The sequence below is a fragment of the Dysgonomonas sp. Marseille-Q5470 genome (assembly GCF_951230145.1).
Taxonomy (GTDB): Bacteria; Bacteroidota; Bacteroidia; order Bacteroidales; family Dysgonomonadaceae; genus Dysgonomonas.
Genome location: NZ_CATNVE010000006.1, coordinates 217907 through 232842 on the forward strand (window position 1 = coordinate 217907; position 14936 = coordinate 232842).

Genomic DNA, 14936 nt, shown 5'->3' on the forward strand with positions numbered 1-14936 from the left:
AATGGGGTTTTCTGATTGTCCTCAATATAAACTATATATAGTATAAATGGTTTTATAAAAAACTGAGTAAAAGTATATATATTTTCTTTATTATTAGTCATTTATTTCCAAAAAATATTATTGAAATATCTTAAGGTCATAGCTATAACAAAAATAAATACGCTCAAGTTCATTAATAGAAAAAATTAACACATTATGATTTTCTTGAATAATTCAGTTTGTAATGTCTTCAATGTCTATCTTATGTGAACATGCCTTTTTCTTTTAAAAATGTCCCGTTTCGTGAACTTCATAGGCACTTGTTTGTTGTATCTAATATCCAATAAAAAATTTTTATTAAAACTAACACCTAATTATTTAAAATGAAAATAAATCATTCCGATTATACAATATTAGTGGTAGATGATGTGATGACGAATGTATTACTCCTTCAAGTGTTATTGGATAAGGAGGGATTCAACGTTGTTACAGCAAATGAGGGACAAGCAGCCATTGAAATAATTCGGAATGACGCGCCTGATCTTATCCTTTTGGATATCAATATGCCTAATATGGATGGTTTTGAAGTGATAAGAGAGGTGAAAAAATACTCATTATATAGAGAGATTCCTGTCATATTTTTAACTGCGATGAATGATGTTGACAGTATTGTCAAGGGATTTAGATTAGGTGGGAGTGATTATATAACAAAGCCTTTTAATAAGGAAGAATTAATGGCCCGTATAATTCATCAACTCTCATTACTTGCCGCTAAACGTATAATTGTAAAACGAACCCATGTGCTAAAGAAGACGATTCTGGATAGGGACAAGATGTATTCGGTAATAGCACATGACCTACGTTCGCCAATGGCATCGATGATGATGATAATGAATTCAATAATGCATGATGTTGATAAAGATAAAGTCGATCCGGCAATATATGAGCTTTTGAAGCTTGCAAATAAAACAACCGAAGATATATTTTCCCTTCTAGATAATTTGTTGAAATGGACTAAATTGCAGATCGGTAAGCAATTGGCTATTCCTCAAAGTGTAGACCTTGTTCCTATTGTGAAAGGTACTACGGATGTTTTTATGAATGTTGCCAGTATTAAGAATATCAAAATAGAATTTAATACAGAGGTTAAATCTGCGAATATTTTTTCAGATATAGATATGTTGAAAAGTTGTACGCGGAACTTAATCAGCAATGCCATTAAGTTTAGTTATGAAGGAGGAATAATTAAAGTAGAAATAAAAGAAACTGATGATGAGTATATTGTATCTGTATCTGATAACGGATGTGGTATAAGTGAGGCAAATCAGCAAAAACTACTTAATGTCGGCACTCATTATACAAGTTATGGAACAGCTCAGGAAGAAGGTTCCGGTTTGGGACTGCTGTTGACATTGGAATTTGTTCAGAAGAATAATGGCAGACTATGGTTTGAATCGAAAGAAGGAGTGGGGTCTACATTTTTCTTTTCTCTTCCCAAAGAAATAAACAATTAATAGTTTAATACTAAATCCATGATAACGGGATTATGATCGCTATAAGCTTTTTTCGGTGAATCATATTTTATTCCTGTAATTTCTTTTGAATATAAGATATAATCAATCCGTAGCATATTTAATAAACCTTTATAAGTATGCCCAATGCCGTTTCCACATTCTTTAAATCCATCTTGTAGATCTTTTTTGATGGTCTTGTATGCATATGAGGTTGGGGTATCATTCATATCTCCACAAAATATAATAGGCATTGTACTCGAGCAAATTTCTTCTCTGATAAGATTAGCCTGAGATGCCCGTATTCTTTGGTTTACATTCATTTTACTTATCGTCTTATGCAATGAGTTTGGAGTGTTCCATATCGAACCTATTCTTTTCTGATTGAAGTTTGTCGTCTGTAGATGGGCACTGATTAATCGTATCGTTTTGTCTTCAACCAGCAAGTCTGTTGCAATGGCGCTGTTATTGCTATTGTTGAATAATATAGGCTTTATGTTTTGTATTGGATAGCGTGAAAAAATTGCTACTTTTAAATAATCACTTCCATTTTCGGAGAAGGTATAATAAGGTAAAAAGCTAAGACATTTTCTCAGAGAGTCTCCTATTTCCTTATTATTAGGATATTCTTGGATACAAAAAATGTCTACATTTTCTGTTTTTACAAACTCTACTATTTGATGTAGATTGCCATAACTATCATTCTTAGCCTTATTTTCACTTATATTAAATGTCATTACCCGTATATTCTTTCCTTCTAGATCTACTTTTGGGGAAGAGTTAGGAAGTTTGTAGCCGGCACCTAGAAAACCTATACAGAAGGTGATAGCAATAATAGATGCGATGATAAATCTTTTAGTAATGAGTAAGTATAAGCAGTTTAGTACATTGAGGATTAAAATTACAGGTAATATTAGTCCTATAAAAGGAATAATACTATAATCTCTAGGGTCAAAGAATGGGGAGAGGACACCTACAATTGTAGTGCCTGCAATGAGTAGACTAAAAATAACAATATAAAAGTTTACTAATTTTATTGCAGCAACTTTTCCCATTAAATTCAGATTTTTAAATAATATATTTATGAATAGTTTCTATTAATTTATCTTTGCAGATTGGCTTTGCTAAGAACTCATTACAACCTGAATCAATTGCTTTTTTTATGTCTTTTTCATAAGCTTTAGCACTAATTGCAATAATGATAATGTCAGGAGAAACTTGACGGATAATTTTTGTTGCTTCAAATCCATTAAGCGTTGGCATATTCAAGTCCATCAGGATCATATCAGGATTATATTCTTCAAACATTCTCACAGCCTCCACTCCATCTAGCCCTTGTAGCAAAGCATACTCTTCTCCTATCATTGCATCTATCAGTTGATAACTATTATCATCATCGTCGGCAACTAAGATCGTGCAATTCTGATCGAAAGAATAGTTCTTGACCGAATTATCGGTATTATTTTTTTCTGCTTCCCCGTTTTTTGTAGGTTCATATGGCAATGTAAAAGTGAAGCAAGATCCTTTTTCTAATTCTGATTTAACCGATATCTCTCCACCAAGACGCTCTACTATAGAACGACAAATAGCTAAGCCCAATCCGGTTCCAATAGCATTGCTGTCAACTTGCATAAATCGTTCGAATATTTTATCTAATTGATCCTCTATTATTCCGATTCCGGTATCATTTACATAAACTTTGATCTTATTGTCTATTACCTCAAATCCATACTTTATATATCCTTTCTTCGTGAATTTTTGAGCATTAATAATAAGGTTTGATAGAACTTGGTGTATTCTGTTTCTATCGGATCGTATCCATAACTCTGTTCCTATATTATTATAGATCAGTTCTGTTTCGGGATGGCATTGAGATGCGTATGTTTCATATATCTCCAGACATAACATGCCAAAATCAAAGTCTTCGGGTTCAAATTCTACAATGCCAGATTCTATTTTCGAAAAGTCTAAAATTTCATTCACTAAGGCTAATAACCGACCACTATTGGACTCAACGAAATTAAAATAATAGTTTCGTTTTTCCTGATCATCAGTTTCTGCTATAATGCGAGAGAATCCTAATATTGCATTCAAAGGTGTGCGTATTTCATGACTCATATTAGATAGAAATGCAGATTTGAGTTTGTCTAACTGCTCTGCCTTCAACTTTGCTGTTGTAAGCTCTTTTTCTATTTTTTTGAGTTCTGTAATATCCCAACCTAAACCTATTACCAAAGAAGAATTATCCGTTTCGCTGTTTAATCGTATTTTGAGTATATCAACATATCGGATATTTCCATCATTATCTACAAATTCTTGAAATACTCTTTGAGGAACTCCGGTTTCAAATGCTGCTATATCTTCAGCTCGATATCTCTCCGCTAATTCTTTGGGGAAAATATCAAAGTCCGTTTTATCGGAAAAATCATCATTTTGAACGAGGTAAAATTGTGTTGATATCTTATTCCAATATATATATCTATAGTCGTTCAAAGGGTTTTTAATGAATACAGAAATAGGCATATTATCTAAAACCATATTCATGAGATTACGTGTGTTTTTACTTTCAATCTCAGCGTATTTCTGTTTTGTGGTATTTGACCAGTAACTCCATATAAATTTTGTGCCGAAAGTATCTCTCGCCAAATACGAGATACAGTCAAAGTAAGAAGTCTTTTCAGTCTCACTATCTGTGTAAATTATGTTATACTTATAGCTTTCATTCGATTCCAGATTTTTTAGAATAAGCTCCCATTGCTCTGTGCTGAGCTGTTTGAGATCTGATATTTTATAATCGGAAATATCTCTATCTTTTGATATATTATTGTGAAGTAAAAATTGTTGATTGGCAAATATTAGTTGGCCATCTTCCATAAAGACTCCAAAAACATGATCGCTTGTCACATTATTCATGAAGTTTACTGTTTCATATTCCCAACGATTTTTTATAACATCGTCTATATTCTGTACGTACCTTTCTATGATTGTTTCGCCTTTATATTCGTATACACTGGTTATTTGTGTTCTTATATAAGATACAATCGAGTAATTGTCTTTCGTATAAACTCGTCTATAGTCCAGGTATTTACCGTTGTAAATCCTGCCGTTCAGATAATCTATAAATGCTTCTTTGTCGGCCGGATGTATTTTAGAAGAATATTCATCAATAGATATAATCGCTTCCTCTTCAACTATAGAGAATATATTTCCAAATCCGGAATAATACAACATTCCTACTTGAGGGTTATATTTCCAATGTCCTATTTTTGCTATTTTTTGCGTTTCTTTTAGCTTTCGGTTGGCGTTATCCAACCTCTTTTTCATCTGGCTACGCTGAGTTATATCACGATATTGACAAAGTACAAACTCCTTTTCATAAAGTTGTATGATACATTTGAAATATATGGTGTTTCTTTTTAAAGGAAGATCATAGTTAAGGCTTGAAGTTCCTCCATTTGTTACAACATCATCAAAATGGGCTTTAAAATTTAATGCCGTTTCTTCGGGGAGTATATCAAAAATATTTTGCCCTACAATTTGTTCCGATTTTAGAAACCAGTGATTTGATTTTATAATGCAATCTACACAGGTTCCGTCGTAGCGGAATAAAAAAAGCGAATCACAGGTTTTTAGTAATATTTCAAAGGCTCTTTCTCTATCATGCAACAGATTAACATTGGTCTCTTCCGTATTACTATAGGATACATTCCCTACATATTTGTTTATTAATTCTTTCTGTAATGCAAAATTGTCATATTCCAGATCTTTTATGCGCTGTATCAATTCATCTTTGGAATATTGTCTATACTTTATATCCATTGTATATAGTGTATTAAAAAGAGGAAACTATATTTATAAATACTATCAAAAAAAGATGCTTATAACAACACCAATAAGGGTATAATGGTTTAGTGGTCTCAACTGTTTTGCCACTATATATTTTATCCAAAACTGGTTTTGTAAATTTAAAATATCAATCAAATAACGTGGAATATAGTATGATCAAAACTTTATTTAGCTTTTCTCATATGTTACTGATTTATATTTGTTTTTTGTAAAAGTATAACAATGAAGTATAAGACTTTCTGTCTATTTAGGGCAAATTTTAGGCTTACTTCATGTTTATAATTATAAAAAAGAAACTAATTACTACGCTTAATCCTCGTTTCTCTGTTATAACTGTTTATAGGGGATATTAAAGGTGTTTCCTTCTTGTATATTCCCTGTTTGGAGTTCTTTCTTCAACCAACGTATACGTTGAGCAGATGTTCCGTGATTGGAGGTGTCGGGAACCGTGTATCCTTGCGATTGCATTTGCAAGTCATGGTATCCAATCTGCGAGGCTGCATTCAGTCCTTCTTCTATATCACCGTCTTCAAGCGAATTGAAGTTTTCATTATCGTGACAGGCCCATACTCCGGCATAAAATTCGGCTTGTAGTTCAAGCCTAACATTAAGCTCGTTACTTTCTTTTTCGGTAAACTGTTGTCCTTTTTGCAACGTACCGATCAAGTATTGTACGTGATAACCTACTTCGGGAACTATATATTTTAGTCCATTCTGATCAAATATGTCAGCCCATACATCTTCTGTACCGGCCAATATTGTTTTTGCAAAAGTAGCAGCGGATTCCTCTTGGGCAGATGACACATAGATTTTCTCCGGCGATATTATATCGGTTGCTTGCTGAGTCATAAATTCCATAGGGTTACCGCCAGCAAGCCCAATAATGAAAGCAATTATGATTGTTCCGCCAATGCCTAAAGAAATTTTACCCGAAGCCCTTTTTCCTCGACGGTCATCTACGTTGTCACTAGTCCTTCTGCCATCCAATCTCATATTTTGTATTCTTAGATGTTGCTCGAGTATACATTATAAATACAAACGTATAAAACAAAGAGATTGTTTAAATCTTCCTTTGCCTCTGTCTTTATCTCTTGCTGCTGCATCATGCGAAGAAAAAGTGTTATTGGATTAGTCCAATTTCCTGAATGGCGGTTTTACTACTTCTGCTTTCAAATTCTTTTCTCGTACTTTAATAAAAATAGGAGCTCCCAGCTTAGCATATTCCGGTTTTACATAACCTAATCCTACTCCTATTTTTGAAGTTGGCGACATTGTACCCGAAGTGACTGTTCCTATTTTTTCATTATTTTCGTTTACGATATCGTAGCCGTGACGTGGAATCCCTTTTTCAAGCATCTTGAATCCACATAGTTTACGATTTACGCCTTCCTGCTTTTGTTTTTCAAGTATTTCGCGAGCAGTGAAATTCTTTCCTTCTGTAAATTTGGTAATCCAACCTAATCCGGCTTCGATAGGAGTAGTTGTATCATCCAGATCGTTTCCATAGAGGCAAAATCCCATCTCGAGGCGAAGTGTATCGCGAGCACCCAGTCCTATCGGTTTAATGCCAAACTCTTCTCCTGCCTCAAAAATAGCATTCCATATATCTTCTCCGTATTCAGGGTAAAAGTATAACTCAAAACCTCCTGCTCCGGTATATCCTGTATTGGATATAATTACGCTCTCCAGCCCCGATCCCTTAAGACTACCAATAACAAAAGAATAATAAGGAATCATTGTTAGATCTATCTTGGTTAGCTTTTGAAGTGTCGCCAAAGCTTTAGGTCCCTGTATGGCTAATTGGGCTATCGTATCTGATGAGTTTTCAAGATCAGCCAATTCTTCATTATGATCTGTCAACCATTTCCAGTCTTTCTCTATGTTCGATGCATTTACTACTAACATGTATTTCTCGGGTTCGTAATGATATATGATTATATCATCTACTATTCCACCCTGATCGTTAATGATGGCAGTATACTGGGCTTTACCTATTTCAAGAGTGGCAACGTCATTGCTTAACATTCTCTGTAAAAAAGGAAGAGCTCTTGATCCTTTTACCCATATCTCGCCCATATGAGATACATCAAATACTCCCACGCCTTTGCAGACGGTCATATGTTCATCTATAATACCTGAATATTCGATCGGCATGTTATAGCCCGCAAATTCATGCATCTTAGCGCCAAGAGCAATGTGGATGTCTGTAAATGGAGTTTTTTTCATTACTTATTATATATTTCGTTATTAGTGTTCAATATTACTAAAAAGTAACAAAAGTAACACATAATAATATAGGTTTTACTTGTTACTTTTTATTATTTATAGTGTATTTCCATATAATATAGATAATTTTATTCACATTAAAAAATGAATACACTTATCTATATAAACAGCGATTTATTTACTCGTTACCAATGCTGCAATTTTAACGATCACCTGTACAGCTTTTTCCATCGATTGGATAGGTACAAATTCGTAACGTCCGTGGAAGTTATGCCCACCTGCAAAGATATTCGGACAAGGCAACCCCATAAATGATAGACGTGCACCGTCTGTTCCTCCCCGGATAGGTTTTACAATAGGGGTAACGCCTACAGCAGTCATTGCTTCAAAAGCCAAATCAACCACATGCTTTACCGGTTCAACCTTCTCGCGCATATTATAATATTGGTCTTTTATTTCTACAGTAGTACTATCGGGGTATAGTTTATTGATGAAAACGATAGTGTCTAACATTATTTGTTTACGCTTCTCGAATATTTCACGATCGTGGTCACGTATTATATAACCTACGGTTGCAGCATCTACTGTTCCCGATATATTAGTCAAATGAAAGAAACCTTCATATCCGGTAGTATGCTCGGGGCGTTCATTTGAGGGTAGGAGAGAGACTAGTTTGTTGGCTACTACCAATGCATTAACCATCTTGTCTTTCGCATATCCGGGATGTACGCTTCGTCCCTGTATATTAATTTTTACGCCGGCAGCATTAAAATTTTCGTATTCTAGTTCGCCAATAGGTCCACCATCCATCGTATAAGCCCATTCGCAGCCAAATTTTTCAACATCAAAATAGTCAGCTCCTGCACCAATTTCTTCATCAGGAGTAAATCCTATTCGGATTTTTCCATGCTTGATTTCCGGATGATCTTTCAAGTATTTGATTGCAGTCAATATTTCTGCTATGCCTGCTTTGTCATCCGCACCTAATAGTGTTTTACCATCAGTTACTATCAAATCCTGACCTACATAGTCTTGCATCTCAGGAAAATCGTTAGGAGATAAAACTATATTAAGCTCTTTATTTAATATAATATCTTTTCCGTCATAATTTTTTACAATCTGTGGATTTACATCTTTACCCGTTAAATCGGGGCTGGTATCCATGTGCGCAACGAACCCTATGGTTGGCACTTCTTTATCTGTATTAGCAGGAAGAGTTGCCATAATATAGCCTTTCTCATCCAAAGATATATCTTCTAAACCCATTTCATGCAACTCTTTTTCGAGTTCACGGGCTAGAACCATTTGTCCGGGAGTACTTGGTGTTGTACCTGTTTCAGTGCTTGATTCTGTGTCAAATTTCACATACTTCAAGAAACGATCTACTACTGTCATATTCTCTATTTATTTTTTTATAATATTTTTATCGAAAAATCAAATTTGTTAACGCTTTGATATCTAGTATTTTCTTTCTACAAAAGAGTTTCATACAAATGTAGTAAAAGGAAATCAAAGGAAAAAATTGAAATCATATTTTGTGAATATGAAAAATTTATCTACTTTTGTCGCGGGTAAGTCCTATACGGTCAGCTCCCGATTAATCCCCCAGGGTTTGATCGCAGCAAGGGCCGTCGGTTGTAGCGACGCGATATAGTAAGCTTACCCATCTGCCTCTTTAGCTCAGTTGGCCAGAGCACGTGATTTGTAATCTCGGGGTCGTTGGTTCGAATCCGACAAGAGGCTCAAAAAGACTATCCAATTTGGATAGTTTTTTTTGTTTATAGCTATTTTTTATCTTCAATATAATAAAACAGGGTTAGAAATTCTAACCCTGTTTTATTATTATTGAAAGTACGTAAATTCTGCTTTTTGATATACTGAATTACCAACCTTTTACGGCTCCGCCTTTAAACACATCAGCCGCAACTTTTTCCACCTCTTCTGATTGATACGATTCTACAAACTTTTTGATTTTGTCACTATCTTTATTTTCTTCTCGGGTCACAATCAGATTGACATAAGGAGACTCCTTATCTTCTGCAAAAACAGCGTCTTTAAGTAAAAGCCCTACTTGTCCTGCAAAATTATTGTTGATGATAGATAAAGACACTTTTGCGTCATCTAAGACTCTAGGTAGTTGTGGCGCTTCTAGTTCTAATATCTCCAGATTTTTAGGGTTTTCTATTATATCAACTAGTCGTGGAGAGGTTGCTCCATCTTTCAGTTTTATCAATCCCGCCTTTTGTAATAATAGCAATGCTCTGCTATTGTTTGATGCATCATTCGGGATCACTACTACACTTCCATCTTTCAACTCTTCCAAACTTTTTATTTTTTTTGAATATGCTGCCATTGGATATACAAACGTATTACCTACGATGACAAATTTATATCCACGGTTCGTAGTTTGTTCTTCTAAAAAAGGCTTTGTTTGGAATACATTGGCTTCTATATCTCCTTGATCTAATGCTGTGTTCGGCATTACATAATCACTGAATTGTACTAATTCTACTTCTAGTCCGTATTTTTCTTTCGCTACTTTTTTAGCCGTTTCGGCTATTGCGTATTCAGGGCCTGAAGATACCCCTATCTTAATATGATTTGGGTCGTTATTTTTTTTGTTTCCGCAAGATGTGAGTAGTATAAGGGATGCACATATAGTAATCAATCCATTTATTTTCTTCATACTGATATTATATTTTCTAAATTATTAAATAATGAGCAAGTTCGTATTATTTGTCTTTAATGATAAAATAATAACCTGCAAATTTTATCTAAGTTATAAAAAGGAATTATTGTCGCATTTACTCTTATCCATTTCTTTTAACACAGAGTAAAAAGAGTAACACAGAGTTTCTTGCAATACAACAAATACGGCATTGTTTTTACCAATTGCTTAGTACAAAAGTAAAGAATCTAATTATAATAAAAAACTTATGACCTGTATAGCCTCTGCAAAACTATAAGGCTTCCATTTAATCATAAATACCATAAATGAGGTATTTACTGTATAAGCGATATCGTTAATTTTGTGTTTTGTAAAGAACAAAGGAGAATATTGAAAATATAATTTTATAAAATAGCCTGGATTGTGTACTTTTGGCAAAATAATTAAAAGAAACAATCTATATATTTAGATGATTGACATAAAGAATGTAACAAAGGTTTTTCAGGGAAAAAATGCGTCTTCTACTGCTCTGTCGAATATATCCCTTACTGTCCCTAAAGGTAAGATATTTGGTATAATAGGAGAGTCGGGTGCAGGCAAAAGTACGTTGATCCGCTGTGTAAACTTATTAGAACGTCCCACTTCAGGTGAAATATATATTGATGGACAGGATATGCTGACTTTGTCACCTTCAGAGCTTATTGCTACCCGAAGGAAGATCGGTATGATATTTCAACACTTCAATTTGCTATCCTCCGCCACAGTATTTGAAAATATAGCATTTCCCCTAAAGCTGAATAAAACACCTAAGGAATTAATTAGACAACGGGTTTTGGAGTTGTTGGCTCTTGTGGGCCTAGAAAACAAAGCTAATGATTATCCTGCAAAACTTTCGGGTGGACAGAAACAGCGTGTTGCTATTGCGCGCGCTTTGGCTAATAATCCTCAAATACTTTTGTGTGACGAAGCAACCAGTGCATTAGATCCGGCAACTACTTATTCTATTCTTTCGTTGTTGAAAGATATTAATAAGAAGATGAATATTACAATATTGTTGATCACACATGAAATGGAAGTTGTAAAAACGATTTGTGATGAAGTCGCTGTCCTCAACAACGGAGAGTTGATAGAGCAAGGGCTGATCACTGAGATCTTTTCACATCCTAAAAATGAATTGACCAAATACTTTATAGATTCTTCTATAAGACTGCATATTCCTTCTAATTATTCAGATCGGCTGACAGAGCAATTCATGGATAATAAACATATGCTCATTCGATTGGAGATATCGGGACAGTCTGAAGCAAATGCAGTGCTATCGGATATTGCGAAGTTGTATGAGGTCAATAGTAATATTGTATGTGCTCAAATAGATCATATAAAAGGTGTTAAGTTTGGGGTTATGTTGATAGAATTACACGGCTTGCCCGAAAATGAAATATTAGCTGTTGGGTATTTAAAGAGTAAGAATATAAATGTAAGTACTTTAGGATATGTCTAGTGAGATGATCGATTTATTGTTAAAAGGTACAGGTGAAACAATCGTCATGACCCTTGTGTCAGGCTTTTTTAGTTTTTTGCTGGGGTTACCGCTTGGGGTTTGGCTGTATATAACACGTAAAGGGCAGATAAAAGAAAATATGATATTGCATAATATCCTATCAACATTCATAAATATTTTTAGAGCCATTCCTTTTATTATTCTTATTGTATGGATGATTCCTTTCACTCGTGCATTGGTAGGTACATCAATAGGGGTTTTAGCCGCACTTGTTCCATTGAGTATTGGTGCTGCTCCTTTTGTTGCCCGAATGATAGAAAATAGCCTTATCGATGTGCCGAGTGGTTTGATAGAGGCTTCCCGATCGATGGGTGCAACTCCACTTCAGATTGTGAAAAAGGTTTTATTACCAGAAGCATTACCGTCAATTGTTAATTGTGTATCTATAACGTTAATAATGCTTGTCGGTTATTCTGCTATGGGTGGTGCTGTGGGAGCCCGAGGCTTGGGACAAATTGGTTACCAATATGGCTATGTTGGCTATAATCTGGAAATAATGAATATAGTTTTAGCGTTGCTCGTAATATTAGTGTTTATAATCCAATATACAGGTAATTATATTTCTAAGAAGTTTGACCATAGATAATCACTTTGCTTTTTTTGGAATCTAAATAATATTCACAATTTCAATTGGAAAATGAAACTATCTTATTTTTTATTTACAATTACTCTTAGTCTGGTATCTCTTTCTATTGATGCGCAGATAGCCGATACAGATACATTAAGATCATTGGCTGCACGTAAAGGTACTGTGATTGTTGATGTGCGTACGGTAGAAGAGTACGATGAAGGGCATATCGAATCGTCTATAAATATTCCCTTACAGATACTCGGTGATTCTATCGAGAGTTTAAAACATTATGAGAAAGTAATTGTGATCTGCCGAAGTGGCAGACGAAGTGCTAAAGCCAAAGCTGAGTTGGAAGAGGCTGGATTTACGAATGTATATAATGGTGGTGGATGGGAACATCTAAAGTCTATTTTAGAAGCTCGGGAAGAAGAGTAGCACGGGACGTTTTCGGCCTTATAAAAAATAAGAATGAAGGCGTAAAATAGTATTCTTATTTTTGGTCAGAGTTCAGAAAATATACTAATTTTACAACACCGATTGCGAAAGTAGCTCAGTTGGTAGAGCACAACCTTCCCAAGGTTGGGGTCGCGGGTTCGAGCCCCGTTTTTCGCTCGAAAAAATGCGCATGTGGCGTAATGGTAGCCGCGCTGTCTTCAGGTGGCAGTGACCTACGGTCGTGGGGGTTCGAGTCCCTTCATGCGCACATAATGTTAATTTTGATTGCTTTAAATAGGTGTAAATCAGAAATTTGCACCTATTTTGTTTTTATGCATGGAACGTATTTTGGAACGCATTATAAAACTATTGCTTTTTTATACTATAAAGGTCTATCAGAAGATCTGCCGTTGCATCATCGATGTTTTTAGTGTTTATTTTTGACAAATCTAGTTCTTCCACAGTAGTATTATATAGTTTCGATACTCTATCTTCAATGTAATTCATCCACTTCCAATGAGCATTCTGAAGTGCATAAAATATACGAGTCTTGTCTGTATGGGAATGATAAGTCATATCTTCATACATTAGTGTCGTTTCTTTCCAATCTACAACGGTCCAGAACAACTGATTAAAATATTCCCACTTTTCAAAGACTTCTTTAACCGGCAATGACACAGAAGTTCTATTGTCCGTTTTTACACATGACGTAAATTTCTCTGCAAGCTTTACAGCATCGCGGAATTTGGGAGAGGTGGATTTTCCAAATGATAATGTTAGCATGATTTCTGAGTTTTATTTTCTATCAAATATTTTACTTTTACCTCTCTATCGATGAACTCTATGACATTATATTGATTTAAAACATATCGCCCATCATCAAGCCTAACCTCTTCGTTTGTTTCCATTGCCTGCATAATTATATCTTCCCATTCTGGATGTTCATCTAGAACTAAATTAGCACGTCTCTCATTTTCTTTCATGAATACATCAATAGCTATCTTTATGACACGTAACTCATTTTTATAATCCTTCATTTTCCTGTATAGTTTAATGAGTCTCCAGTAAGCATGGAGGGCAGGCTGCCTTAAGGATATATTTTCCTCATATACCTTTAATGCTTCTTCTATCCTTCCTTCTTTTTCAAATGCAATACCCCTATTATTTGTGTCACAACATTTAGACAATATTTCGCCTTCTTTTCGATTATATTCTCTAAGATCGTCTAATTCTTTTTGATCTTCACCAGTCCACATGTAGACCTCTGTTTATTTTATTTAATATCTCCTAAGCATTCCGATAACTAACCCTATATTATAGATATCCTCTTTTAGAATCTGAAAATCTGGGTACAGTTCCTTATTTTCTGATTTGCAAAGAATATATTCTCCGTTGTCATATATGCGCTTTACAACTACACCTTGAGCGGTATCAAGGACATGATATCTTCCCCATTGAATAAACCTAGCTTTTCCGTTAGTTAATTGCAAACAGGCCAATTCATCTCCTGACATAAATTCAGGCTCCATACTATCCCCTTTAACAAGAATTGTGTAGTTGTAGTTAGAAAAAGCTGAAACGAAAGGTAATTGTTCCGAATCTTCATTTGTAACTCCGTCCAGGGCAACCGAAATAGATCCGGCAGCAGCATTTAATGGAATGCGAGGTCGGGTTTCCTCTCGCGATTTTTCATTGACACGATCTTCTTTTATATTGAATGAATTTACATAATCCACTCCATATAATTCATTCAATATACCTAATTGATAATCCGTCAAGTCTTTTCCTTCCTTTTCAATAGCAACAATATTAGGTTGACCACATTCCAGTATTTGTGCCATTTCTTTTTGTGTAAGCTTCTTGTCAGCCCTTAGCTCCTTTAGTTTGAACATGTAGATAGTTAATTAAAGTTAATGTCAATGATAATTGTTGATAGTATCATTGATATATCAATTTTAATATTGATATTTGCATTGTAATCATATAACAATACGAATACAAAGATAAAAGAATTGTATATAATAAATGAAAAGTATACCGGAATGGATTTGAAAAGTATACCACTTAGGAAGGATTTTCAAAGAACGTAAAATGCTTATAAGTTAGCTTCTCTTGCTAACATTTTTTCAGTTTCTTTAA

At 34.6% G+C, this 14936-nt stretch carries 13 protein-coding genes and 3 tRNA genes; 7 read left to right on the forward strand and 9 right to left on the reverse strand.

Features of this window, described 5'->3' with window-relative positions; genetic code table 11:
* Positions 1–362 precede the first annotated feature (362 nt).
* On the forward strand, positions 363–1493 hold the full coding sequence (locus QOX35_RS11835; RefSeq protein WP_283687077.1) for a hybrid sensor histidine kinase/response regulator: 1131 nt from the start codon (positions 363–365) through the stop codon (positions 1491–1493).
* Here the strand turns inward: QOX35_RS11835 and QOX35_RS11840 are convergent.
* From QOX35_RS11840 to pepT, 5 genes are all read right to left on the reverse strand, one after another.
* Positions 1490–2545, reverse strand: coding sequence for an endonuclease/exonuclease/phosphatase family protein (locus QOX35_RS11840; RefSeq protein WP_135104329.1), 1056 nt, complete (start codon positions 2543–2545; stop codon positions 1490–1492). The two genes, QOX35_RS11835 and QOX35_RS11840, sit on opposite strands and share 4 nt — an antisense overlap.
* Positions 2546–2558: 13 nt before the next feature.
* Positions 2559–5309, reverse strand: coding sequence for a PAS domain-containing hybrid sensor histidine kinase/response regulator (locus tag QOX35_RS11845; protein WP_283687078.1), 2751 nt, complete (start codon positions 5307–5309; stop codon positions 2559–2561).
* 354 nt (positions 5310–5663) lie between these two features.
* Positions 5664–6329 (reverse strand): neutral zinc metallopeptidase, encoded by a 666-nt coding sequence (locus tag QOX35_RS11850; protein ID WP_283687079.1) that lies wholly within the window; start codon positions 6327–6329, stop codon positions 5664–5666.
* Positions 6330–6464: 135 nt separating this feature from the next.
* Positions 6465–7562, reverse strand: a complete 1098-nt coding sequence (gene gcvT / locus QOX35_RS11855; protein ID WP_283687080.1) for a glycine cleavage system aminomethyltransferase GcvT — start codon at positions 7560–7562, stop codon at positions 6465–6467.
* A gap of 174 nt (positions 7563–7736) precedes the next feature.
* Positions 7737–8957, reverse strand: coding sequence for a peptidase T (gene pepT / locus QOX35_RS11860; protein WP_283687081.1), 1221 nt, complete (start codon positions 8955–8957; stop codon positions 7737–7739).
* Positions 8958–9231: 274 nt separating this feature from the next.
* Here pepT and QOX35_RS11865 point away from each other — a divergent pair.
* Positions 9232–9305, forward strand: a tRNA-Thr gene (locus QOX35_RS11865).
* 139 nt (positions 9306–9444) lie between these two features.
* Here the strand turns inward: QOX35_RS11865 and metQ are convergent.
* The gene (gene metQ / locus QOX35_RS11870) at positions 9445–10248 is read right to left on the reverse strand and encodes a methionine ABC transporter substrate-binding lipoprotein MetQ (protein WP_283687082.1); all 804 of its coding nucleotides are present in this window, start codon (positions 10246–10248) and stop codon (positions 9445–9447) included.
* 451 nt (positions 10249–10699) lie between these two features.
* Between metQ and metN the strand changes: the two genes are divergently transcribed.
* From metN to QOX35_RS11895, 5 genes are all read left to right on the forward strand, one after another.
* Positions 10700–11731 carry a methionine ABC transporter ATP-binding protein MetN gene (metN, locus tag QOX35_RS11875; RefSeq protein ID WP_283687083.1) on the forward strand — a complete coding sequence of 344 codons (1032 nt, stop codon included), beginning with the start codon at positions 10700–10702 and terminating at the stop codon, positions 11729–11731.
* Positions 11724–12377 (forward strand): methionine ABC transporter permease, encoded by a 654-nt coding sequence (locus QOX35_RS11880; RefSeq protein WP_283687084.1) that lies wholly within the window; start codon positions 11724–11726, stop codon positions 12375–12377. The genes metN and QOX35_RS11880 overlap by 8 nt, the downstream gene beginning before the upstream one ends.
* Before the next feature lie 51 nt (positions 12378–12428).
* The gene (locus tag QOX35_RS11885) at positions 12429–12797 is read left to right on the forward strand and encodes a rhodanese-like domain-containing protein (protein ID WP_283687085.1); all 369 of its coding nucleotides are present in this window, start codon (positions 12429–12431) and stop codon (positions 12795–12797) included.
* Between the two features lie 104 nt (positions 12798–12901).
* A tRNA-Gly gene (locus QOX35_RS11890) sits at positions 12902–12974 on the forward strand.
* A gap of 9 nt (positions 12975–12983) precedes the next feature.
* Positions 12984–13065 (forward strand) — tRNA-Leu (locus tag QOX35_RS11895).
* Positions 13066–13163: 98 nt separating this feature from the next.
* Here QOX35_RS11895 and QOX35_RS11900 read toward each other — a convergent pair.
* Genes QOX35_RS11900 through QOX35_RS11910 form a run of 3 tightly spaced genes read right to left on the reverse strand, consistent with a single transcriptional unit; the run spans position 13164 to position 14689 of the window.
* Complete coding sequence (locus QOX35_RS11900) at positions 13164–13580, reverse strand: hypothetical protein (RefSeq protein ID WP_283687086.1); 417 nt, start codon at positions 13578–13580, stop codon at positions 13164–13166.
* Positions 13574–14053 carry a hypothetical protein gene (locus tag QOX35_RS11905; protein ID WP_283687087.1) on the reverse strand — a complete coding sequence of 160 codons (480 nt, stop codon included), beginning with the start codon at positions 14051–14053 and terminating at the stop codon, positions 13574–13576. Before QOX35_RS11905 ends, QOX35_RS11900 begins: the two co-directional genes overlap by 7 nt.
* A gap of 21 nt (positions 14054–14074) precedes the next feature.
* A complete protein-coding gene (locus QOX35_RS11910; protein ID WP_283687088.1) occupies positions 14075–14689 on the reverse strand; it encodes a S24 family peptidase in 615 nt (204 codons plus the stop codon).
* Positions 14690–14936: the final 247 nt, after the last annotated feature.